Origin of the sequence: Rhodovulum euryhalinum (genome assembly GCF_004342445.1) — a bacterium.
In the GTDB taxonomy this organism is placed as follows: domain Bacteria; phylum Pseudomonadota; class Alphaproteobacteria; order Rhodobacterales; family Rhodobacteraceae; genus Rhodovulum; species Rhodovulum euryhalinum.
On record NZ_SLWW01000015.1, the window covers coordinates 62408 to 85766 of the forward strand.

At 66.9% G+C, this 23359-nt stretch carries 19 protein-coding genes, 2 tRNA genes and 1 riboswitch; of the genes, 14 read left to right on the plus strand and 7 right to left on the minus strand.

Annotation, left to right across the window (positions count from 1 at the left end; all coding sequences use genetic code 11):
• The first annotated feature begins 3 nt into the window (after positions 1 to 3).
• The 7 genes from EV655_RS15975 (at position 4) to EV655_RS16015 (ending at position 4605) form a co-directional block, all read left to right on the plus strand.
• Positions 4 to 582 (plus strand): Maf family protein, encoded by a 579-nt coding sequence (locus tag EV655_RS15975; RefSeq protein ID WP_132546364.1) that lies wholly within the window; start codon positions 4 to 6, stop codon positions 580 to 582.
• Complete coding sequence (locus EV655_RS15980) at positions 579 to 1622, plus strand: ribonuclease E/G (RefSeq protein ID WP_132546365.1); 1044 nt, start codon at positions 579 to 581, stop codon at positions 1620 to 1622. The genes EV655_RS15975 and EV655_RS15980 overlap by 4 nt, the downstream gene beginning before the upstream one ends.
• Positions 1619 to 1801: a DNA gyrase inhibitor YacG gene (locus EV655_RS15985; RefSeq protein ID WP_132546366.1), complete on the plus strand. Its 183-nt coding sequence runs from the start codon at positions 1619 to 1621 to the stop codon at positions 1799 to 1801. The genes EV655_RS15980 and EV655_RS15985 overlap by 4 nt, the downstream gene beginning before the upstream one ends.
• Before the next feature lie 80 nt (positions 1802 to 1881).
• A tRNA-Phe gene (locus tag EV655_RS15990) sits at positions 1882 to 1956 on the plus strand.
• A 488-nt stretch (positions 1957 to 2444) separates the two neighbouring features.
• The gene (locus EV655_RS16005; RefSeq protein WP_132546368.1) at positions 2445 to 2900 is read left to right on the plus strand and encodes a DUF2924 domain-containing protein; all 456 of its coding nucleotides are present in this window, start codon (positions 2445 to 2447) and stop codon (positions 2898 to 2900) included.
• Positions 2900 to 4225 (plus strand): recombinase family protein, encoded by a 1326-nt coding sequence (locus EV655_RS16010; RefSeq protein WP_132546369.1) that lies wholly within the window; start codon positions 2900 to 2902, stop codon positions 4223 to 4225. The genes EV655_RS16005 and EV655_RS16010 overlap by 1 nt, the downstream gene beginning before the upstream one ends.
• A complete protein-coding gene (locus tag EV655_RS16015) occupies positions 4225 to 4605 on the plus strand; it encodes a hypothetical protein (protein WP_424511321.1) in 381 nt (126 codons plus the stop codon). Before EV655_RS16010 ends, EV655_RS16015 begins: the two co-directional genes overlap by 1 nt.
• A 3-nt stretch (positions 4606 to 4608) precedes the next feature.
• Here EV655_RS16015 and EV655_RS16020 read toward each other — a convergent pair whose 3' ends face one another.
• The 4 genes from EV655_RS16020 to EV655_RS16045 all read right to left on the minus strand — a co-directional run bounded on the left by EV655_RS16020 (position 4609) and on the right by EV655_RS16045 (position 8937).
• Positions 4609 to 5445, minus strand: coding sequence for a protein NO VEIN domain-containing protein (locus EV655_RS16020; protein WP_132546371.1), 837 nt, complete (start codon positions 5443 to 5445; stop codon positions 4609 to 4611).
• A gap of 388 nt (positions 5446 to 5833) precedes the next feature.
• Positions 5834 to 5923, minus strand: a tRNA-Ser gene (locus EV655_RS16025).
• 192 nt (positions 5924 to 6115) lie between these two features.
• The gene (locus EV655_RS16030; RefSeq protein ID WP_132546372.1) at positions 6116 to 6310 is read right to left on the minus strand and encodes a hypothetical protein; all 195 of its coding nucleotides are present in this window, start codon (positions 6308 to 6310) and stop codon (positions 6116 to 6118) included.
• Between the two features lie 851 nt (positions 6311 to 7161).
• Positions 7162 to 8937: an SLC13 family permease gene (locus EV655_RS16045; RefSeq protein WP_132546374.1), complete on the minus strand. Its 1776-nt coding sequence runs from the start codon at positions 8935 to 8937 to the stop codon at positions 7162 to 7164.
• Between the two features lie 135 nt (positions 8938 to 9072).
• On the opposite strand from EV655_RS16045, the gene murJ reads away from it, so the two are divergent.
• Positions 9073 to 10449: a murein biosynthesis integral membrane protein MurJ gene (gene murJ / locus EV655_RS16050; protein ID WP_243645107.1), complete on the plus strand. Its 1377-nt coding sequence runs from the start codon at positions 9073 to 9075 to the stop codon at positions 10447 to 10449.
• A 53-nt stretch (positions 10450 to 10502) separates the two neighbouring features.
• On the opposite strand, the gene EV655_RS16055 is transcribed toward murJ, so the two are convergent.
• Genes EV655_RS16055 through EV655_RS16065 form a run of 3 tightly spaced genes read right to left on the minus strand, consistent with a single transcriptional unit; the run spans position 10503 to position 15384 of the window.
• Positions 10503 to 11627, minus strand: coding sequence for an ABC transporter permease (locus EV655_RS16055; protein WP_132546375.1), 1125 nt, complete (start codon positions 11625 to 11627; stop codon positions 10503 to 10505).
• Positions 11628 to 14372, minus strand: a complete 2745-nt coding sequence (gene rbbA / locus EV655_RS16060; RefSeq protein ID WP_132546376.1) for a ribosome-associated ATPase/putative transporter RbbA — start codon at positions 14370 to 14372, stop codon at positions 11628 to 11630.
• A 19-nt stretch (positions 14373 to 14391) separates the two neighbouring features.
• On the minus strand, positions 14392 to 15384 hold the full coding sequence (locus tag EV655_RS16065) for an HlyD family secretion protein (protein WP_132546377.1): 993 nt from the start codon (positions 15382 to 15384) through the stop codon (positions 14392 to 14394).
• Between the two features lie 199 nt (positions 15385 to 15583).
• Between EV655_RS16065 and EV655_RS16070 the strand changes: the two genes are divergently transcribed.
• The 6 genes from EV655_RS16070 to EV655_RS18920 all read left to right on the plus strand — a co-directional run bounded on the left by EV655_RS16070 (position 15584) and on the right by EV655_RS18920 (position 23042).
• Positions 15584 to 16141, plus strand: a complete 558-nt coding sequence (locus tag EV655_RS16070) for a TetR/AcrR family transcriptional regulator (protein ID WP_132546378.1) — start codon at positions 15584 to 15586, stop codon at positions 16139 to 16141.
• 10 nt (positions 16142 to 16151) lie between these two features.
• Positions 16152 to 17204, plus strand: coding sequence for an efflux RND transporter periplasmic adaptor subunit (locus EV655_RS16075; protein ID WP_132546379.1), 1053 nt, complete (start codon positions 16152 to 16154; stop codon positions 17202 to 17204).
• Positions 17201 to 18247 carry an efflux RND transporter periplasmic adaptor subunit gene (locus EV655_RS16080; RefSeq protein ID WP_132546380.1) on the plus strand — a complete coding sequence of 349 codons (1047 nt, stop codon included), beginning with the start codon at positions 17201 to 17203 and terminating at the stop codon, positions 18245 to 18247. Before EV655_RS16075 ends, EV655_RS16080 begins: the two co-directional genes overlap by 4 nt.
• A complete protein-coding gene (locus EV655_RS16085; protein WP_132546381.1) occupies positions 18244 to 21285 on the plus strand; it encodes an efflux RND transporter permease subunit in 3042 nt (1013 codons plus the stop codon). Before EV655_RS16080 ends, EV655_RS16085 begins: the two co-directional genes overlap by 4 nt.
• A 437-nt stretch (positions 21286 to 21722) precedes the next feature.
• Complete coding sequence (locus EV655_RS19040) at positions 21723 to 22316, plus strand: isocitrate lyase/phosphoenolpyruvate mutase family protein (protein ID WP_279389346.1); 594 nt, start codon at positions 21723 to 21725, stop codon at positions 22314 to 22316.
• 66 nt (positions 22317 to 22382) lie between these two features.
• A complete protein-coding gene (locus tag EV655_RS18920) occupies positions 22383 to 23042 on the plus strand; it encodes a beta/alpha barrel domain-containing protein (protein WP_243645109.1) in 660 nt (219 codons plus the stop codon).
• A gap of 95 nt (positions 23043 to 23137) precedes the next feature.
• Positions 23138 to 23347, plus strand: a riboswitch (cobalamin riboswitch).
• Positions 23348 to 23359 lie beyond the last annotated feature (12 nt).

Below are 23359 nucleotides of genomic sequence, written 5' to 3' on the forward strand. Positions count from 1 at the left end.
GCGTTGCGGCTGATCCTCGGCTCAGCCAGTCCGCGCCGGAAGGATCTTCTGGCGCAGATCGGCGTCGTGCCCGATGCGGTGCGCGCTGCCGATATCGACGAAACCCCCCGAAAGGGCGAAGAGCCGCGCCCCTATTGCGCACGCATGGCCACCGAAAAGGCCCGCGCCGTCGAGGCCGCCCCGGACGAGCTGGTGCTGTGCGCCGATACAACCGTGGCGCTGGGCCGCCGCATCCTGGGCAAGCCTGCGGATGCCGGCGAGGCCGCGCAGTTCCTGCTGGCGTTGTCGGGCCGTCGGCACCGCGTGATCACCGCCGTCGCCCTGCGACTCGGCGACCGGCTATGGGAGCGTGACGTGGTGACTGCGGTCAAGTTCAAGAACCTCTCTGATACCGAACTGAACGCCTATCTCGCCTCGGGGGAATGGCAGGGCAAGGCCGGCGGCTATGGAATCCAGGGGATGGCCGGGGCCTTCGTGCCGTGGATCAATGGCTCGTTCTCGGCGGTCGTGGGTCTGCCGCTGGCCGAGACGGCGGCGTTGCTGGCGGGGGCGGGTTATCCGGCCTGCGGGGCCGCCCGATGAAGGGGCGCAGTGTCATCCTCGACGAGGTTGCGGGCCGCAAGGCCGCAGCGCTGATGGTCGATGGCCAGCTTGACGACCTGTTGATCGACCCGCCCGACGACCGGCCAGCGCCGGGCGCGATCCTGCGTGCCGTGGTGGATCGTCAGGTCAAGGGGCAGGGCGGCGTGTTCCTGCGCCTGCCCGACGGCTCGGCCTTCCTGCGGCAGGCCAAGGGCTTGAAGCCGGGGCAGGGGCTTCTGGTGCAGGTCACGGGCTATGCCGAAGAGGGCAAGGCCGTCCCGGTGACGCCGCGGCTGCTGTTCAAGAGCCGCTACGCCATCGTCACCCCCGATGCACCCGGCTTCAACGTCTCGCGCACGATCCGCGACGAGGACGAGCGCGACCGCCTGCTGGAAATCGCCCATGACGCGATGGCGGGGGCCGCGGCCCATCTGGGCGTGATCCTGCGGTCGGCCTGCGCGGATGTCGCCGAAGACGCCATCGCCGAGGATATCGCGATCATGCGTACCCTGGCCCAGGACATCCTGGCCGAGCCCGCCGAGGGGCCGCCGGAACTGTTGCTAGACGCCCCCGACGCCCATACCCGCGCCTGGCGCGACTGGGCCGAGCCCGACCCCGACGAGGTGATCGACCGGCCCGGCAGTTTCGCCGAGACAGGCGTGCTGGAGGCGATCGAGGCGCTTGCAGGGCCCGCGCCGCTGCCCGGCGGCGGGCGCGTCTATGTCCAGCCGACGCGCGCGCTGGTTGCGGTCGACGTCAATACCGGCCCCGACACCTCGCCCGCGGCCGGTCTCAAGGCGAACATCGCCGCCGCCCGCGCCCTGCCGCGGCTGTTGCGGGTCCGCGGGCTGGCGGGCCAGATCGTCGTCGACTTCGCGCCGATGCCGAAAAAGGACCGCACCGCGCTGGACCAGGTGCTGACAGCGGCCTTCCGCGCCGATCCGGTGGAAACCACCCTCGTCGGCTGGACCCCGCTGGGCCATGCCGAACTGACCCGCAAGCGCGAACGCCTGCCCCTGACCGAGGCCCTGCCCCGATGACCTGTCCGATCTGCAACAAGCCCGCCGACCCCGCCTACCGCCCGTTCTGCTCGCGCCGCTGCGCTGACGTGGATCTCGGCAAGTGGCTTTCGGGCAGCTATGCGGTGCCGGCCGACAGCCCCGAGGACCTCGAAGAGGCGGCGCGCGAGGTATCGCAACAGCCGATGAAACCGCACTGATTTTCTGCCCGAAACCCTCTGGACAGTCCCGCGCCCGGCGTCTAGAAACACGCCACCTGAAGCGCCTCCGCTTCACCCGTGCCCGGGTAGCTCAGGGGTAGAGCAGTGGATTGAAAATCCTCGTGTCGGTGGTTCGATTCCGCCCCCGGGCACCACTATTAGAAATCTCAAAAGAAAATCAGACGCTTAGGCTCCGATTTTGTCCCGCTGGCGGACATGTCGGGAAAAGGTGGGACACTTTTGTCTTAGCTTTGTTCTCCTGACAGGCGGCGAAGGGCTCTTTCGGCGCGGGTTTTTTTGACTCGCCGCTCTGGTGTAGCGCGTCACTTCCTTGCTGGTCCGGTGGCCGGTGATCGCCATGATCTCCTGTTCGGTGCATCCCAACTCCGCCAGCTGGGTGGCTTTTGACCGGTAACGACACCACCGAGCACGGCTACCGAGACATGAAACGCCCGAACCCGCTTCCTCCCGACCAGATGATCCCCGCCGAGCGCCGCACTGAACTGTGCGGCCTGCTGGCGCTCGGGCTGGTCCGGCTTCTCGGGCAGGATGGGTCGGAAGTATCTGACAATACTGGAGAAGGTTGCCTACACTATCCCGACGACCAATGCCGTCATGCAACTCTAACTCACCGGAGAAACGCATGACGAAGCCCGATCCCATCCCCGCGCGCCTGGCCGCGCTGAAGTCCATGTCCGTCACCCAGTTGAAGGCGGAGTGGCAAACGATCTTTGCCACGGCGGCACCGAACAACAGCCGAGCGTTCCTCGAGACCCGGTTGGCCTACCGCATCCAGGAGCTGACGTATGGCGGTCCTGATCGCGAAACCCGGCGCATGCTGGACTTGCTGGCCGACGAGGTCGGCGGGACCCTGACACGCAAGAGCCAGATCGCCGATCCTCGCAATCCCGTGGTCGGCACGAGGCTGATCCGCGAATGGAACGGGGTCGAGCACACGATCACGGTCTTGCGGGACGGGTTCGAGTGGCAAGGGCGACCGTACAAATCCCTGTCCGCGATTGCGCGGGCAATCACCGGGACGCGCTGGAATGGCTATCGCTTTTTCGGGTTGCGCGAACGAAAGCGGGGGAATGATTGATGGATCAACGCGCAAATCACGTCCGCCGCCAGCGCTGCGCCATCTACACGCGCAAGTCGTCCGAGGAAGGGCTGGAGCAGGAATTCAACAGCCTGCATGCCCAACGCGAGGCCTGCGAGGCCTTCATCGCTAGCCAGCGCTCCGAAGGCTGGGTGCTGGTCCGCGATCAGTATGACGATGGCGGCATCTCGGGCGGGACGCTGGAAAGGCCCGGCCTCAAGTTGCTTCTGGCCGACATCGAAGACGGCCTGATCGATGTGGTGGTCGTCTACAAGATCGACCGCCTGTCGCGGTCGCTGATGGACTTCTCGAAGCTGGTCGAGGTCTTCGACCGCAACGGCGTGACCTTCGTGTCGGTGACGCAGTCGTTCAAAACGACGACGTCGATGGGGCGGCTGACGCTGAACATCCTGCTTTCCTTCGCCCAGTTCGAGCGCGAGGTGACGGCCGAGCGCATCCGGGACAAGGTCCGCGCCTCCCGCATGAAGGGCATGTGGATGGGCGGCTACGTCCCGCTCGGGTACGATGTGAAGGACCGCAAACTCGCGGTGAACGAGGAAGAGGCCGCCACCGTGCGCGGCATCTTCGAACGGTTTGTCGAGGTCGGCTCAGCGACCGTGCTGGCGCGCGAACTGCGCCGCAAAGGGCTGCGCAACAAGCAGGGCACCTTGGTCGACAAGGGATACCTCTACAGGGTGCTGGTGAACCGCGTCTATCGCGGCGACGCCGTCCACAAGGGGAAGGCCTATCCCGGCGAGCATCAGGCCATCATCGACGAGCAGCTTTGGGATCAGGTCCATGCCATCTTGCGGCAGAACCCGCGAAAGCGCGCCAACAACACCCGCGCGCAGGCGCCCGCGCTGCTCAAGGGGCTGATCTTTACGGCCACAGGTGCCGCCATGACCCCGAGCAGCACGAAGAAGGGCGCGCGGCGATACCGGTACTACGTCTCGATGGACGCCATCAAAAATCGCGAACCCAGCGACGCGGGCATCCCGCGCCGCCTTCCTGCCGACCTCGTGGAAGCGGCCGTGGTGACCGAGTTGCGGCGGGTGATGCGCGCCCCGTCAATCACGGCACAGGTCATCGCCCACTTGGCGCGCGAGGGTCACGCCTTCGCCGAGGCCGACGTGATCTCCGCGCTGCAGACGTTCGATGACGTCTGGGGCCAGTTGTTCCCTGCGGAGCAGACCCGGATCGTACAGTTGCTGGTGCGCCGGGTCACCGTGACGTCCGAGGGGCTGGTGATCGATGTCCGGACCGACGGCGTCTCGGGCGTTATGCGCGACATGATGGCGCCACGAAAGAAGGTGGCGGCAGAATGATGAACTCCGACGAGTCCATCCAGATCTTCGTGCCGCTCAAGGTCCGCAAGCAGAACGGCAGGCCGAAGATCATGCCGCCCGCCACCTATCTGCCCAGCGAAGACCGGACGCAGGATCCGCATATCCTGCGCGCCATTGGCCGGGCGTGGGGCTGGCGGCGGCGCATGGAAGCTGGCGAGTTCAATACGGTCACCGATCTGGCAAAAGCCGTGGGGCTGGCCGAACGCCATGTCAGCCGCCAGCTGCGGCTCGCCTATCTCGCGCCGGGTGTCCTCAAGCGACTGGTCTACAAGCGCGAGGTGCCCGCCGTGACCCTGTTGAAACTGACCGACGTCGCGGCCCTGCCGTGGCACGAACAGCCGGAGCGGATGTTCGACTGAGACTCAGTGAAAGCTCGCTTGAAACGTTGTCGCCGTCAGCGAGACATGCGCGTCAAGCGGCGGGTGCAGTTCGAACGCCTTCGGCTCGCGTGAGAAATTCCACAGGCGGAACAGACGCCATTCCGACCGACGCTCCTCGGCCACGGCCAGCTCGTTGCGGGTGATGTGGAAGGGCGTGCGCTCCCATCCGTTCGTCGTCTTGACCTCGATCAGCCGCGGTAGCCCGTCCGGGGCGAAACTCGCGATGTCGTAGCCCGCGCCGTCGCCATCCTCGTCCGACACCCAGCGCACCTTGCGCGCCAGATCGTCCCGTCCCGCGGTCCGCAAGGCCGCGCGCTCATGCGCCAGCACGCGCTCCTCGCCGGCGCGGCCGAGGGCCCGGTTGCGCTCGTCCCGACCCGCCACGTCGAACTTGCGGGCGATGTGCAGCATCTGGTCCAGCTCCTGCGGAGGCGGCTGGTTCGACAGCGTCGGCGGCGGCCCCACCCAGATCTGCGCCGCCTCGCGTAGGGCGGTGGTTGTTTGCAGCCCAGGTTGGCGCCCGAGCCAGGCCGGGTTCAGCGCCAGCCACCGCGCCACGGCATCCACCAAGGTCATCTGGAAGTTGAACGCGGGTTTGTAGCCGGGGAGCCAGGCCTCGCCGAGCCCCTTCAGCACCGCACTGATGTTCTGGTGCTTGAACTCGACTGATCCCTCCGACCGGTCGTTCAGCAGCGGCAGGAGTGCCCGGCGATGCTCGGCCTTGCGGTAGCGGCGCGCGGAGATGTCATCGGCCAGCATCGCGAAGTAATCCGCGACGATCAGGTCGTTCTCTTCATCCGTCCAAGGCCCGTTCGACATTGCGCCAGGCTATGGGCACGAAGTCTGTTTGTCATCAGAGACTTCCGGCAGGGTCCTTCCTCGCTTCGAACGCTGCCGCCCGACTTCGGGATCGGCCGCCACGGAGCCGTCCTTCTGACCGCCCTGCGCCTTCGTGTCGGTCTCCGTCACCGGATTATTTCGCGAACGGGGCGAACCCATGAACGCGGCAACCCATTGGAATTTCAGGGATGTTTTGGGCCGTCCCGTGACCACCAAGGGGCGCTCGAAGAGAGACACGGGCCATTCGGAGACCCATTCTGCGTCAACCGCTGAGTCTCCGAAGGGCGGATGGCCCTGCCAACGCCCTTTGAAACAAAAAGAAAAAAGGCCCCAATCGGGGCCCCTAGACGGATTCAGTATCTGAATGTGGCGGAGACGATGGGATTCGAACCCACGAGACGGTTTCCCGCCTACTCCCTTAGCAGGGGAGCGCCTTCGACCACTCGGCCACGTCTCCGCGGACGTGTTTATGCGCTAGGCCTCAATAAAACAAGGCGAATTTTGCCGTGCTTCAAAAATCACAAGCGACACAAAATATTGTGATTTTTGCGCGTATATTGTGACGGGGACGGCCCGTGCACGCCGGAAGCGTGCAAAAAGCGTGAACGGGCCAGCGCGATGTTCGCGCCACGTTCCGCCGCAGCGGCGATCAGCCGAGCGCGATCTCCAGAGCTTGCGCCTCCAGCCATTCGAGACAACCCGAATTGTCGATTGCGGCGTCCGCCTCGAAGGCGAAGGATTCCGAGGCGTGCTCGTCCACGGCCGATCCGCCGCGCCCTTCGATCATCCGCTCGATCCGAGCCGGGGCGACGCCGAACTCGGCGAGAAGGCCCCCGACCAGCACACCTGCACCTTCGCGACCCTGTTCCTGCACGGCACCGACTGCCCCGGTGGGAAGTTGCCCGCCACCACGACCGCGACCGGGTGCAGGCTGGTCCGTTGGTCCTGGCGTCCGGGCGAGTGGAGACGTGACACTCACGGCGCCTGCACGACCCTTGGCGCCGGCTTGTCCGGGCCAATCGCCAAGGCCACGTGCCACACAGGCAAGATGCTGCCCCTGAGCGTGGTGTAGGTTCTGGCTGAGGTGGTCACCGGGGATGTTCCGGTAGGGTCTGGTTGCTGACACCAACCTGGAGCGGAGATTCCCCCGAGGACCACCGAAAGGATGAACCTGCGCGACTTCGTCGAGAAGACCCCCGATGCCGATCTGCTGCGCGAGATGATCGGGTTTTGGGCCTGGAGATTGGCGCATCCGAGGCCGAGCCGATCTGGACGGAGTTCCTCCGCAAGCTCAATGGCAAATGCCGAACACGACGTGCTGGCCTACTGGCTTCGCTCTAGTGGCGAGCTGATCCCGGCGCGTCCTGTCCCCACACCACAACGAAATCAACCCATTACACGGCGCCCCGGCACCTGCCCAAGGACCTCATCCGCATGACCACGATTCAACGACTGAATGCAGGGCTGAGCCCTTCGGCGCGCGCGACACCAGGAACCGCAAGGAGTTGCGCCGGGGCCCGCGGAAGATCCACGGCCTTCGTGACCCATGACCAGGAGGAAGCGATGGAGCTGGCCGATCTCGTCGTCGTCATGTCGATGGGCCGCATCGAGCAGGGCGGCAAACCCGCCGAGATCGGCGCCAGGCCCGCCACCGACTTCGTGCACGATTTCACTGCAGCGTGACCCTGGGCGCCATCAGAACGGAAAGAAGATCGGGATGACCAGCACCGCGACCACGGCGAAGATGATGTTCAGCGGTAGCCCCACCCTGATGAAGTCGGAGAACTTGTAGCCCCCGGCACCGTAGACGAAGGTGTTGGTCTGGTAGCCGATGGGTGTCGCAAAACTGGCCGAGGCGGCGAACATCACCGCCATGATGAAGGGGCGCGGGTCGAAACCGAGCTGAATGGCGAGCGCGATGACGATCGGGCCGATCAGCACCGCGACCGCGTTGTTCGAGACCATCTCGGTCAGCGCGCTGGTCAGGACATAGACGGCGGCGAGGATGGCAAGCGGGCCGATCCCGCCGACGGTGCCTACCACCGCTTCGACGATTGCGCGCGCGGTGCCAGTCTCTTCCATCCCCATGGACAGGCCCAGCATGCCGAAGATCAGGAACAGGATGCGCCAGTCGATGGCGTCGAACGCCTCTTCGGGGTCGACGCAGCGGGTCATCATAACGATCACCGCCCCGATCACCGCCAGCCCGGCGATGTCCATCACCCCGACCGTGGCCAGCAGCATCACGCCCAGGATCGTGGCAATGGCGATCGGTGCCTTGGACCGGCGGGTCGGACGTTCCGAAGGGGCCGACAGGTTGATGATCCCTCCATCCTCCATCAGCCTCTGGATGCCCTCGGGCGGGCCCTCCAGCAGCAGCGTGTCGGCGAAACGCAGCCGCAGTTCCGGCAGATCCTCCGAAATGTTCTGTTCGGCGCGATGCACCGCCATAAGGTAGACGCCGTATGTCCGGCGCAGCTTCAGATCCCTGATCGGCCGCCCGCGCAGATGGGATTTCGGTCCGACGCTTGCTTCCATAGTGACGGTCTGCTCGGCGGTCACGGGTTCCAGCGCGTGATCGTCGATGTCGCGGAACTCGACCTGGCCGTTCTCCTTCAGGCCCAGGATCTCGCCCGTCCCGGTCTTGAGCACGATCCGGTCGCCGGGCTCGAGCGTCAACTCATCCAGTGTCCGGCGCATCGAAACCTCGCCCCGCACCACGTCGAGGATGCGCGTCTCGGCGGTGTTGAATGGCAACTCGGCCAGCCGCTTTCCGACATATTTCGATCCCTGCGGGATCAGCAGCCGCGCGAAAAAGCGACGCCTGCCCTCCTGCCCGATCAGGCTCGACAGCGAGACGCGGTCGGGCAGCAGATACCGCCCGGCGAGCAGCATGTAGACCATCCCGACCGCGGCGAAGACCAGCCCGGGCAGCGTCATCTCGAACATCGTGATCGCGGGCTGTCCGGCGTCACGCGCCACACCGCTCATAAGGATGTTGGTCGAGGTGCCGACCAATGTCAGGGTGCCCCCGAAAATCGCCGAAAACGAGAGCGGAATCAGCAGCCGCGAGGGCGCGACGCCCACAGAGGCGGCGACCGAGATCATGATCGGCGTCAGGAGGATCACCACGGGCGTATTGTTCATGAAGGCCGAGGCGGCGACGGTGACCACCATCATCATCAGCATTGCCCGCAGAAAGGACCCCCGCGCCTGACGTTTCAGAATCTCGCCCAGGATCGCCAGAACCCCGGTGCGTTCCAGCGCGGCCGAGATGATGAACATCATGGCGATGGTGATGGGTGCCGACGAGCCGAAGACCGTCAGGAAGTCGCGTGTTTCGATGATCCCCGTCGCGAGAAGCGCCGCCGAGGCGCCGAGCGCCGTCACCTCGGGCGGATAGAATTCCCTGAGGAAGCTCAGGAACACGACCCCGACGAGAACGAGAACGAAGATCTGGTCGAGGCCCATGGGCGACTCCCTCGAAGGCGGTGGCGTATTCGCGCAATCAACGCTATGGCGGGTCGTGTTTGCAATCGAGAACCGCCGGCACATCGCCTTTCAACGCGGTGCATGACGGCTCCGCCTGAGGGATGAGTGCGCCGCATGCTGCGCAAACTCGGCACCGTGTCCGGGCTGACGCTGGCAAGCCGGATCCTCGGCTTCCTGCGCGACATCGTTCTGGCGGCGACGCTGGGGGCCGGACCGGTTGCGGACGCCTTCATGCTGGCCTTCCGCCTGCCGAACCATTTCCGGGCGATCCTGGCCGAGGGCGCCTTCAACGCCGCCTTCCTGCCGACCTGGGCCGCCGCCGACGCAGGCGGATGTGACAGCACGCGGCTTGGCGCGGAGACTCTTGGCTGGCTGACCCTCGCCAACCTCGCGCTTCTGGCGCTGGCGCTTGGGGCCACGGGAGGGATGCTGGCGGTGCTCGCCCCCGGCCTGTCGCCTGCGGACGAGACCTGGCCACTGGTCGTCACGCTCACGCGGATCACCTTTCCCTACCTGCTCTGCATGTCGCTGGTCGCGTTCTTCGCGGCCCTGCTGAACGGGCGCGACCGCTTCGCGGCGCCAGCGGCGGCCCCGATCCTGCTCAACCTCTTCATGATCGGCGCGCTGCTGATGGCCATGCACTTCCCCAGTGCCGCCCACGCCGCCGCCTGGGGCGTCATGGCGTCGGGCGTGGCGCAGGTGGCGCTGCTGGCCGGAACCGCCTGGCGCGCGGGCCTGCCCCTGCCACGTCCCAGGCTGGGCTTGTCGCCCGACACGCGCCTCGTGTTCCGCCGCCTCGGTCCCGCGATCCTGACCTCGGGCGCGCTGCAGGTGGCGATCTTCGCGGACACGATCATCGCCACCTTCCTGCCCGCCGGATCGCTCTCGCATCTCTACTACGCCGACCGGCTCTACCAGTTGCCCATCGGCCTGATCGGCGTGGCGCTCGGGACGGTCATCCTGCCCGATATCGGGCGGCGTGCGGGCCTGGGCGACGAGGCCGGCATGCGCGGCGTGCTCGACCGGGCGGTTCTGATCTGCCTCATGGTGGGCGTACCGGTCGCGGTGATGATGGCGACGCTCGGCGACTGGGCCATCCGTATTCTGTTCGTCCGGGGCGCCTTCGATCTGGCAGCGGCCGAGGCCTCGGCGGCCATCCTCGCGGCCTACGCCCTCGGTCTGGTTCCGGCGCTTGCGCTGCGCTCTCTCGTCGCCGGTTTCCACGGCCGCGGCGACACTCGCACGCCGCTCCGGCTTCTGGCCGCAGCGACCCTCGTCAACATCGCGCTCAAGATCGCCCTCGCGCCATGGCTCGGGGCCGCCGGCCTTGCATTGGCGACGTCGGTCGGACTTGCTCTCTACGCGGCGCTGCTGTTTCGCACCGGCCGGGCGTGTGGCTTCCTCCGCGGCCCCTCGGTGAGGTCGAGCACGATCCTGATCGCATCGGGGTTCGTGTCCGCACTGGCGATCTGGTGGTCAACCCCACAATAGGTGGAAATCTATCATAAGTGAGCCTGTTCCGGCCTTCACTCGCGGTTCGCACCTTAGCGGCTGGTGGAGATCGAGCGCCGGAACAGCGCAAGGCTCGCGGCCAGGAAAACCCCGCCCAGCCCCGCGACGGTCAGGAATTGCGGCCAGACGATTTCGAACCCGGCGCCGCGAAACACCACCGCCTGGGCAAAGGTCATGTAGTGGCGCGAGGGCAGGAACCATGTGAAGGGCTGGATCGCGGCGGGCTGGCTTTCGATCGGGGTCATGCCGCCCGACAGCATCATCATCGGGATGATTGTCATCATGATAAGCAGCGAAAACTGCGCCATGGTCCGTGCGACGGTACCCAGAAAGATGCCGATGGCTGCGGCGGCGAACAGGTAAACGGTGGTGCCCGCGATCAGCAGCAGGTGCGAGCCTGCGATGGGCACCTGCATCAGCCCCTCTACCACGACCAGTACCGACAGGGTGAAGGCAACGAGGATGATCAATCCATTCGCCCAGACCTTTGCCAGCGCGATCTCGACCGCGCGCAGCGGCATGACCAGCAGGTGTTCGATCGTTCCATGCTCGCGCTCGCGCAGCAGTGCCGCGCCGGTCAGGATGATGGTCAGCATCGACAGTTGGTCCAACAGCGACACGATGGCGGCGAACCAGCTTTGGGTGCCGTTGGGGTTGAAGGCCCGGCGATTGACCAGCACCACCGGGTACTCGGTTTGCACATCGGCACGAGCGGCGTAGCGGTTCACCTCGGCCAGCGCGATGCTTTGAATGTAGCCCGCGCCGAGGCTGGCCTGCGACACGGCGGTCGCGTCGATGTCGACCTGGAGGGTGGGCTGACGGCCCGCGCGCACGTCCTCCTCGAACCCGGGCGGGATCGACAGAACGAACATGAACCTGTCCTGTTCCATCGCCCGATCGACCTCGCGCGCCGCGATCCGTTCCGGGGCCTGGAAATAGGGCGGCATCAACGCGCTGCGGATGCTGCGCGACAGGGTCGAGTCGTCCTCGTCGACCACCCCGACGGACGCGTTGTGCACCGTCTCGGACACGGCGTTGGCCTGCGAGTAGATGGCAAAGCTGAAGGAATAGACGATCAGCGCGACCAGCAACATGTCGCTGAAGACGCTCCGCAACTCCTTGATGCCCAGCCAGAATACGTTCAGCAGGCTTTGCATCTATTTCTCCTGCTTTTTCAGGAACAACGCGGCGACGGCCACGAAAACGGGCGTGAAACAGGCGAGCGCGATCAGGTCGCGGGTGAGGTCGCGAAACTCCAGCCCCTTGGTGAAGGCGCCGACGCTGAGATGCATGTAATAGGTCGCGGGCCAGACCTGCCCGATGAAACGGCTCCCGCCCTCAAGCGTGGAAACCGGCTGCAACAACCCCGAGAACTGTTGCGTGGGCAACATCGCGAGGATCGTGGTCGCAAAGACCGCGGCCACCTGCGTGCGGGTCATCGACGAGATCATCAGGCCGAACCCGCTGGCCGCCACCGCATAAAGGAGCGCGCCCAGCGACAGGGCCAGCAGGCTGCCCTTCAGCGGGACGCCCATCACCACGACCACGAAGAATGTCAGCAGCATGAAATTCACGAAGCCGATGGCGATATAGGGCAACTGCTTGCCCACCAGGAATTCCAGACGGTTGGTCGGCGTGACGTAGAAATTGGTGATCGTGCCGATTTCCTTTTCGCGCGCCATGCTGACAGCCATCAGCACCGCCGGAAAGAACAGCAGCAGCATCGCAGGCGCCTTGGGGCCTATTGCATAGATGCTCTCGAAACTGGGGTTGAACCTATAGCGCGGCTCGATGATCGCCACCTGCTGCGCCTCGGGGTCGATGCCCGCGCCGCGGGCAAGATCGGCCAGGTAGCTGTAATGCGCACCCGCCACGTAGCCCTCGACCGTGCCCGCGCGGATGGTGTTTGCCCCGTCGATCCAGGCTGAGACGCCGGGCGTGTTGCCCTTCAGCAGGTCGCGGCCAAACCCCGGCGGGATCTCGATCGCGAGGGTGATGTCGCCCGCGCGCAGGCGCCGCTCCATCTCTGCCACGCTGCCCAAGGGTTCGGTTTCCAGGAAATAGCGCGATCCTTCGAAATTGCGCAGGTAGGCCCGGCTTTGCGGCGTCTGCTCCAGGTCCAGCGCGGCATAGCGCATGTCCTCGACATCCAGGGAAACGCCATAGGCGATCACCAGCAGCAGGATCGAACTGCCGAGAAAGGCAAAGGCGAGCCGCACCGGGTCGCGCATGACCTCCATCAGCTCGCGCATGCTGTAGGCCAACAGCCGGCCGGGGCTGAAACGCGACAGTGGTTTGTCCCGGGCGGCCCCCGGTGGCGTATCGGCCAGGGCCTTGCGGTCCGGCGCAGCGTCACCATCCGTTCCGACAGCGTCCTCGATATAGGAAATGAACGCCTCTTCCAGCGTCGCCGCCCCCTTGGCGGCGACCAGCGCGTCGGGCGCGTCATAGACCAGCACCTGCCCCGCATGCATCAGCGAGATGCGGTCGCAGCGCAGCGCCTCGTTCATGAAATGGGTCGAGATGAAAATCGTCACCTGGTCGCGGCGCGACAGTTCGAGCAACAGCTCCCAGAACTCGTCCCGCGCCACGGGATCGACGCCCGAGGTCGGTTCGTCCAGGATCAGCATATCCGGTTCGTGCAACACCGCCACGGCCAGCGACAGGCGCTGCCGGATGCCCAGCGGCAGGGCCCCTGCGTGCGCATCGGCCTGGTCGGTCAGGCCGAACCGGGTCAGCAATTCCGAAATCCGGGACGCGGTCCTTTCCGGCGACAGGTGGAACAGGCGCGCGTGCAGTTTCAGGTTCTGCATGACCGTCAACTCGCCATAAAGCGAGAAAGCCTGACTCATGAAGCCAACCCGCTTGCGTGTCGCCAGATTGTCCGCATCGACGGGGCGGCCGAACAGGAACGCCTCTCCCTCGGTGGCCTCCAGCAGCCCGGTCAGCATCTTCATCGTGGTGGTCTTGCCGCAGCCGTTGGAGCCGAGAAATCCGAATATCTCGCCCCGCTGGATTTCAAAGCTGACATGATCGACCGCGGTGAAATCGCCAAAACGCCGGGTCAGGCCCCGAGCGACGATGGCAGGGCCCTCGTCGCCATTCTGCGGGCGGGGCGGAATGATCAATTCGCCCCCACCGCCGCGCCGGTCCGGGGGCAGCATCCGCACGAAGGCGGCCTCCAGGCTGTCGCTGCCGGTCCTGGCCTTCAGGTCGGCCGGTGTGCCGGTGTCCAGCACCCGGCCCCCATCCATCGCCACCAGCCAGTCGAAGCGGTCGGCCTCGTCCATGTAGGCGGTCGAGACCAGCACGCTCATCCCCGGCCGCTCGGCACGGATCGCGTCGATCAACTCCCAGAACTGGCGGCGCGACAGCGGATCGACGCCGGTGGTCGGCTCGTCCAGGATAAGAAGGTCGGGATCGTGAATCAGTGCGCAGCACAGGCCCAGCTTTTGTTTCATCCCGCCCGACAACTTGCCCGCCGGACGGTCGAGAAACGTCTCCAGCGCGGTCGCGCGTGTCAGCCGCGCGATGCGCGCCGCCCGTTCGGCCCGGCCCTGCCCGAACAGGCGGCCGAAGAAATCCAGGTTCTCGCGCACGCTGAGATCGGTATAGAGGTTCTTGCCCAACCCCTGCGGCATGTAGGCGATGCGGGGCCCGACCGCGGTGCGGTGTCGGGCGTCGGCCATGTCGCCGCCCAGAACGGTCAAGCTGCCGGTCTGCAGCTTGCGCGCCCCCGAAACCAGCGCCAGCAAGGTGGATTTGCCCACGCCATCCGGACCCAGCACACCCACCATGCGGCCCGCGGGAATGTCCAGGGTGATGGCGTCGAGCGCCCGCACATCGCCGTAGCCGTGCGAGACACCCGCGACGCGGGCGATCGGTTCGGGGGTATCTGACATATCGCTCCCCCTGCGCCGATCAGTTCAACGCCTGGGGCGGCAGGGACTGCAACGCTTCGGGCCAATCGGGCTGCGTTTCGCCGGCCAGCCGCACATAGCCCACGCCGCGGATACCCGTTTTCACCTGCTCGACATAGTCCATCACCAGCTCTTGCGGGATGCGCAGCTTGACCCGGAACATCAGCTTGTCGCGCTCTTCGCGGGTCTCGACCTCTTTCGGGGTGAATTGCGACTCCGGCGAGACGAAGCTGACTGTCGCCGGGATGGCGATGTCATCGAGGATATCCAGCACCACCCGCGCCTCGGTCCCGATGCCAACGCGATGCGCCTGCGACGAGGGCAGGAAGATCTCCATGTAGACATCGGACAGGTCGACCAGCGTCAGCACCTTTCCGCCGCTGCCCAGCACCTCGCCCGGTTCGGCCAACTGGTACAGCACCCGCCCAACCGTCGGCGCGTTCAGCACCGCGTCGTCGATCATGCTTTGCACCTCTTGCGCGGCCGCTCGGGCCGCATCCACCGCGCGTTCGGCAGAGACCCGGTTGGCCTGCGCCGCGACAAGGTTGGCGCGGGCGACGGCGGTCTCGCTCACGCGTGTGTCGTAGACCTCTGTGCTGGTATGGCCCTGATCCATCAGGCTTTCGGCCCGGGCCAGTTCCTTTTCGGCAAGGATCAGCCGGGCCTTGGCTTGTTCGACCCCGGCCTCGGCCGCGGCCACCTGGCTTTCCGCGCTGGCGATATCGGCCTTTGCGCGCATCAGCTGCGCGTTCAGTTGCGCGGTGTCGATCCGGGCCAGTTCGTGACCGGTCTCGACCAGGTCGCCCTCGGCGACAAAGACCTCGGACAGACGCCCGGCGATCTTGGTCGCGACATCGACCTGCGCGGCCTCGATGCGCCCGTTGCCCGAGGCGAACCCGTCGGGCAGGTCGCTGCCCTTGCCGGTCAGGGTGATCAGACCGCCCCCCGCCGCCAGGGCCACCGCCACCAGCGCCAGAATCGTCTTTTTCTGCATGTCGCGCTCCATTCCATCCGTTCTGCCCGGGACCGGGCCGCCCTGCCTTCATCGCAGCGCCATGCTGCAGTCGCAAGAAATCCACCTCTGCGCAGCAGCGAAACCCGCCATGCGATAGAGGCGCCATTCGCGCCATGGCGGCTTGACCCGGGCAGCCACGAGATATACCGACCAGTCGGTAAAGTAAATGAGGTGTTCCATGACCGGCGGCCCCCAACGTAACGCGCGCAGCCGCATCCTGGACGCCGCCGAGGCGGTGGCCCTGCGCGAGGGCGCCCGGCATCTGACGCTGGACGCCGCCGCGCGCGAATCCGGGCTGAGCAAGGGGGGCGTGCTGTACCATTTCCCGTCCAAGCAGGCACTGCTGGACGGGATGCTGCAACGGTTCATCGACAGGGTGCGGGCAGAGATCGACGCGCATCGCACCCGGTTCGGCGGCCGTCCGAACCCGACGCTGCGCGCGATCAACGCCACCATGCGCGCGCGGCTGCAGGGCCCCGACCCGGTGCGGGTCGCGCTGACCGCCGCCCATGCCGAGAACCCCGCCGAAAACGCCAAGCTGCGCGAGGTGTTCGCCGCGGAATGGGCCGAAATCGCCGCCGAAACCACCGACCCCGCCGGGGCGCTGACGATCTGGTGCGCCATCGAGGGGCTGCAGTTCTTTACCCTTTTCGACATCTGCCCGGTGCCGCCGGCCGAGCGGATGGCCATCGCCGACCGGATCGACGCGTTGATCGAGGCCCTGCCCGGTGTGTAGGAGGTTCCGCATGATCCGCATGTCCCTGATGCTGGCTGGTCTGGTTCTGGCGCTGCCCGCATCGGCCGCGCCGCCCCTGACCGTCGAGATCGTTACCGTCGAGAAACGCGCCGAGCCGCGGGAATTCTCGCTCACCGGCGAGATCGTGGCGCGCGAACCGGTCGATGTCGCCTTTGCCACCGGAGGGCGGTTGGCCGCGGTGCCGGTCGAGGCCGGGGACCGGGTCGCGGCGGGCGCGGTGCTGGCGCGGCTGGAGGCGGCGCAACAGGAACAGGCGCTGCGCGCGGCGCAGGCCGCACTGGCCAGCGCGCAGGCCGATTTCCGGCAGGCGAAAGAGGATTTCGAACGCCAGGACCGCCTGCTGGCGCGCGGCGCGACCACAAGGATCGCCCGCGACGAGGCCGAGGACGCGCTGAACATCGCCCAGGGCAGCCTGGCCCAGGCCGAGGCCGCGCTGGACCTTGCCCGCAAGGCGGTGAACGACACGGTTCTCATGGCGTCCGACGCGGCCACGGTGATCGAACGGCTGGGCGAGCCGGGCGAGGTCATCGGCGCCGCCCAGCCGGTGATCCGGCTGGCGGTGGGCGACGCGCTGGATGCGCTGTTCGACGTGCCCGAGGCGTTGCTGGTGTCCGGCGATCCGCCCTCCGAGGTGCGCCTGACCCTGATCGACCACCCCGAGCGCAGCTTTGCCGGGCAGGTGCGCGAGATTTCGCCCCTGGTCGATACCGCGCGCGGCACGGTCGCGGTGACGGTCTCGGTTCTGGAGCCGCCCGACGTGGCGGGCTTTGGCGATGCGGTGGTGGGAACCGTGCGCTTTGCGGGCGAGCCGCAGATCGTGCTGCCGCACAGCGCGATCGCCGCCACCGAAACCGGCCCGGCCGTCTGGGTCGTCGACCCGGACACGATGGCGGTCTCTCTGACCCCGATCGCGGTCGCGCGGTTCGAAGCCGGGCGCGTCGTGCTGGACAACGGGCTGGCGCCCGGCACGCTGGTGGTCGCGCGCGGGGCGCACCTGCTGTTTCCGGGCCGTGTCGTGCAGCCGGTGGAGGACGCCCGATGAAACACCTGCTTTGGCTGGTGCTGCTTGCCGCGGGCCCGGCATGGGCGGACACCGGCGCGCCGCGCCCCGTCGTGTCCGAGATCGTGGAACTGCAACGCGCCGATGCGGCCGCCTATGTCGGCACCGTGACCGCGCGGATCGAGGCCGACCTTGGCTTTCCGCTGCTGGGCACGGTCGCCGCGCGCCCGGTGGACCGCGGCGACCTAGTCGCCGTCGGCGACACGCTGGCCCAGTTGGACCCCGAGGAGCTGGAGGCCGACCGGCGGGCCGCCGAGGCCGGGATCATCATGGCTGACGCGCAGCTGCGGTCGGCGCGGGATGCGCGCGACCGGGCTGAGGCCCTTGTCGCCCGTGCCGTGGACAGCGAAACGCGGCTGGAGGATGCCGAACGCGCGCTGGCCGGGGCCGAGGCGCAGATGGAACAGGCCGAGGCCACGCTGGCGCAGGCCCGCGACCGGCTGAAGGACGCCACGCTGACCGCCCCGCATGACGGGGTGATCACCGAGATCCATGCCGAACCGGGCGCGACGCTGTCCGCCGGAGAGCCGGTGCTGCGGCTGGCCGCGACCGACCGGCTGGAGGTCGAGATCGACGTGACCGAACGCGACCTGGCCCGGCTTGCCCCCGGTACACCCTTCGACGTGTCGCTGATCGCCCAGCCCGACCTGACCGCGCGGGCCACCCTTGACCGGATCGACCCCGAGGCCGATCGCAGCACCCGCACGCGGCGGGTCCACCTCGCGCTGGCCGATCCGCCCGGCGGCTTTCGGCTGGGCGCGCTGGTCCGCGTGCGCCCGGCCCGTGACGCGGCCTCGGGCGTCAGCCTGCCGCTGGCCGCGATCCTGGCGCCCGGGGATGCGCCCGCGGTCTGGGTGGTGGATCGTGCCAACGACAGGGTCGTGCGCCGCCCGGTGACGCTGGGCGCCCGGCTGGGCGAACAGGTGCAGATCACCGGCGGGCTGGCCCCCGGGGAAGAAGTCGTGCTGAAGGGCATCCATTCACTGAAGGACGGGCAGGCGGTCGGCCCGCAGGTGCAGCCATGAGCGGATTCAACCTGTCCGACTGGGCGCTCAGGCACCGGTCGTTGGTGTGGTTCCTGATGATCGTATCGCTGGTGGCGGGGGCCTTGGCCTATCTCGATCTCGGCCGGGAAGAGGATCCCAGCTTTTCCATCAAGAAGATGATCGTTTCGGCCGCGCTGCCCGGCGCGGATGTGGAACAGACGCTGGACCAGGTCACCGACCGGATCGAGAAGAAGCTGGCCGAACTGCCCGAGCTGGATTTCACCCGCTCGATTACCCGTCCGGGCGAATCCATCGTGTATCTCGAACTGCGCGACAACACCGAGCCCGAAGACTTGCCGCGCATCTGGCAGGACGTGCGCAACATGATGTCCGACATCCGCGGAGAGTTTCCGCAGGAATTCGCGGGCTTCACCTTCAACGACGATTTCGGTGACGTATTTGGCAACATCTACGCCTTCACGTCCGACGGGTTCACCCCGCGCGAGGTGCGCGATCATGCCGAAGAAGTCCGCCGGCAGGTGCAGCGGCTGGACGACGCCGGCAAGGTCGAGCTGTTCGGCACCCGCGACGAGGTGATCTACCTGGAATTCGACACCGACCGGCTGGCGGCGCTGGGCCTGAACCAGCAGCAGGTGCAGGCCACGCTGGCCGCCCAGAACGCGATCCTGCCCTCGGGCGAAATCCAGGCCGGCCCCGAGCGGGTACTAGTCCGGGTCGGCGGCGCGTTCACCGGCACCGGCAGCCTGCAACAGATCAACCTGCGCGTGGGCGACCGGTTCTTCCGGCTGTCGGACGTGGCCGAGATCCGCCGCGCCTATGTGGACCCGCCCGCGACCGTCTTTCGCTTCAACGGGCAGGAGGCCGTGGGCATGGCCATCGGCATGCGCCAGGGCGCCAATATCCTGGAGTTCGGCGAAGAGTTGCGCGCGCTGATGGCGCGGATTCAGGCCGGCCTGCCGGTGGGGCTGGAAATCCACCAGGTCGCCGACCAGCCCCACGCGGTCGAGGACGCCGTGGGCCATTTCATACAGGCGCTGATCGAGGCGATCCTGATCGTGCTGGCGGTCAGCTTCGTCAGCCTTGGCCTGCGGGCGGGGCTGGTGGTGACGCTGGCGGTACCGCTGGTTCTGGCGATCACCTTCCTGGTGATGCACCTGTACGGGATCACGCTGCAGCGCATCTCGCTGGGGGCGCTGATCATCTCGCTGGGGCTTTTGGTCGATGATGCGATGATCGCGATCGAAACGATGATTTCGCGCCTCGAACGGGGCGACGACCTGCCCAGGGCGGCGTCGTTTGCGTGGACCTCGATCGCCTTTCCGATGCTGTCGGGCACGCTGGTCACGGTGGCGGGGTTCATCCCCATCGGGTTCAACAGCTCGGCGGCGGGGGAATTCACCTTTTCGCTGTTCGTCGTGATCGCGGTATCGCTGACCGTGTCGTGGATCGTGGCGGTGCTGTTCACGCCGCTGATCGGGGTCACGATCCTGCCCAAACAGATGAAACCCCACGACGAGACAGGCGGCCTGCCGCGCCGGGTCTTTCGCATCGTCCTGCGGGCCGCGATGCGGGCGCGCTGGGTGACCATCGCGGTCACGCTGGCGGTGTTCGCCACCTCGATCTGGGGGATGCGGTTCGTGGAACAGCAGTTCTTCCCGAATTCCGACCGGCCGGAACTGATCGTGGACATCGCCATGCCGCGCAATGCCTCGATCGAAGCCACCCGGGCCGAGATGGACCGGCTGGAGGCGCATCTGGAGGACCACGAGAACGTGCTGTTCTGGTCGTCCTATGTGGGCCGCGGCGCGCCGCGATTCGTCCTGTCCTACGACATCGCCACACCGGGTCCGAATGTCGGGCAGATCGTGATCCAGACCCCTTCGGTAAAGGCGCGCGACGCGCTGCGGGCCGAGCTGGAGGCGCTGGTGCGGACCGAATTCCCCGGCGTGGACGCCTATGTGAAACTGCTGGAAATCGGCCCGCCCGTGGGCCGCCCGGTGCAATACCGTCTGTCCGGCCCCGATATCGACCGGCTGCCCGAACTGGGCCGGGAACTGGCCGCCGTGGTCGCGACCGACCCGCGGCTGGATTACATCGTGCTGGACTGGAACGAACCGGCCCGCGTGGTCCGGGTGAACCTGTTGCAGGACAAGGCGCGGCAGTTGGGCGTGACGTCGAGCGATATCGCCACGGCGCTGGACGAGATCTATGACGGCGCCCAGGTGACCGAGCTGCGCGATGCGGACTACCTGATCGACATCCTCGCCCGTGGCGATGCCGAGGCGCGGCGGTCCGTCGAGAAACTGGAAAGCCTGCAGATCGGGACGGCGTCGGGGGTCACGATCCCGCTGCGCGCGGTGGCGACCTTCGATTACGGCACCGAGCAACCCGAGGTGCACCAGCGCGACCGGATGCCCACGATCACGGTGCAGGCCGCCGTGGCAACCGACGATCAGCCCGCCACGGTGGTGGCCGCGCTGGCCGAGGATATCGCGGCCTTTGCCGAAACGCTGCCGCCGGGCTATGCGGTCGAACTGGGCGGGTCGGTCGAGGAAAGCGCCGCCAGCCAGGGGCCCATTGCGGCGGTGGTGCCGGTGATGCTGCTGGTCATGCTGACGCTGATCATGGTCCAGATGCAGGGGTTCCGGCTGTCCTTCGTCGTGCTGTGCGCGGCACCGCTGGGCCTGATCGGGGTGGTGGCCGCGCTGGTGCCCTCGGGCGCGCCGCTGGGATTCGTCGCGATCCTGGGCGTTCTGGCGCTGGCCGGCATCCTGATCCGCAATTCCATCATCCTGGTCAGCGAGATCGAGGTCCTGCGCGGGCGCGGCATGGCCGCGTGGGAGGCCGTCTACCAGGCCAGCGACAGCCGCGCCCGGCCGATCCTGCTGACCGCGGCGGCGGCCAGCCTGGCGCTGATCCCGATCTCGCGGCAGGTGTTCTGGGGGCCGATGGCCTATGCGATGATGGGCGGCATCATCGCGGGCACGGTGATCACCCTGCTGTTCGTGCCCGCGCTTTACCTTGCCGTGTTCCGGGTCAAGGCGCCTGCTCGATGACAAGGTCAGGGTAATTACCCGCGCCTGCCCATTTCAAACAACATGCGATTTCCAGTCAAAACAGCGTGCGGTCTTGGCGAGACCTGCGTTTGGGCGATGCGCAGCCCCCCAAGTTTGTGACCAAGCGGCCAGAGCACTCCGCAGCGATGTGTCAGCCAATCTTGCAGGCGCGGCGAATGGCAGCATTTCGGAAACGGCGCTCCGACCAAGGCTCGTAACAGAATGCCTCATATGGGCCGACCTGGCTTGTCTGCCCTGCTTGGTGACCCTCAGGTTCGCCGGTCGCTACCTGCGCATTCCCGCCACTCGAGCCGAGGAGCCGAACACAATTCTGATGAAAATAGTGAGATGATGTGGCTCCAGCTCAAACTCGATGCGCGATGTACCTCCAAGTGTCACCGCAGCTCGAGACAGCGCGCCCGTCTCACAAGGGCCGCATGCGCGTCGGTGGGCATCTCGCCCGCGAACAGCCCGCGCAGCCAGTCGCAGTGCTCGCCGGTGTCGGTATACCGGAGACGGCATCGCGGTGCCCGCAGGCACGGCAGGTAATCCGGGCGGGTCCGACACGGGCCTGGCGAACCAGGGATCGCAGGGGGCCCAGGGCTGCACGTGCCGTCGGCGACGCCGCGGCCGAAAAGGCCGCGATCGCTGCGATCGACGGGTTCGAGTCGCATGTCGTGCCGATCATCGCCGATATCGACGCGGGCTTCGGCAACGAGCACGCCACCTATCTTCTGGCCAAGGATCTGATCAAGGCCGGCGCCTGCTGCCTGCAGATCGAGAACCAGGTCTCGTATGCCAAACAATGCGGCCACCAGGACGGCAAGGTGACCGTGCCGCGCGAGGACTTCATCGAGAAGCTGCGCGCCTGCCGGCTGGCCTTCGAGGAACTGGGCGTGGATGACGGGGTTGTCGTGGCGCGCACCGACAGCCTGGGCGCGGGGCTGACGCAGAACGTGCCGGTCAGCCAGCAGCCGGGCGATCTGGCGTGGGACTACCTCAAGTGGCTCAAGGTGGAGCCGATCATCTAGGACAGCCCGATCCGCGAGGGCGATCTGGCGCTCTGCCGCGACGGCCGGTTCGTACGCCCCGTGCGCATGCCCAACGGCCTGTTTGCCTTCGAGGAGGGCACCGGCCGGGCGCGCGTGGTCGAGGACTGCATCGCCTCGCTGACCCAAGGCGGCGCAGACCTGTTGTGGATCGAGACCGACACGCCCAACGTGGACGAGATCGCCGACATGGTGGCAGAGATCCGCGCGGTCGTGCCGAACGCCAAGCTGACCTACAACAACTCGCCCTCGTTCAACTGGACTCTGAACCTGCGCAAGCAGGTCCGCGCGCAATGGCTGGCCGAGGGTAGGATCGCCGAGGCCGACTATCTCGAGGGCAACGACCTGATGAATCCCGCGTTCGACGACACCGATCTGGGGCGCGAGGCCGATGCGCGGCTCAAGGGCTTCCAGGCCGACATCTCGACCCGGGCGGGCGTGTTCCACAATCTTATCACCCTGCCGACCTTCCACCTGACGGCGAAGTCGGTGGACGAACTCAGCCGCGGCTATTTCGGCGAGGACAAGATGCTGGCCTATGTCGCGTCCGTGCAGCGCGAGGAAATCCGGCGCGGCATCTCGGCGGTCAAGCACCAGCACGAGGTGGGCTCGGACCTGGGCGACACGTTCAAGGAAATGGTCGCGGGCAACCGGGCGCTGAAGGCGGGCGGCGCGGCCAACACGATGAACCAGTTCGCGGCGGAGTGATCGTCCGAAACCCGACGGACGGTCGCGCATCGGGATGCGCGGCCGTTTGCGGTGTAGCAGGCGCCAGGTTTCCTTCGACAAGGGGACCGCGGTCTTCTACCATCGCGTGAGATGGTTCGCGGTCCCCGTGCTGCGGGGGTCGCGTGAAAAGGGAACGCGGTAGGGGACATGTCCCGAAGCCGTGGCTGCCCCCGCAACTGTATGTGGCGAGCGGGTCCGGAAACGCCACTGGGTGATATGCCCGGGAAGGCCCGGACAGGCGACGACCCACGAGCCAGGAGACCTGCCATCTGCTTGGTGTTGACAACGGGCGGGGT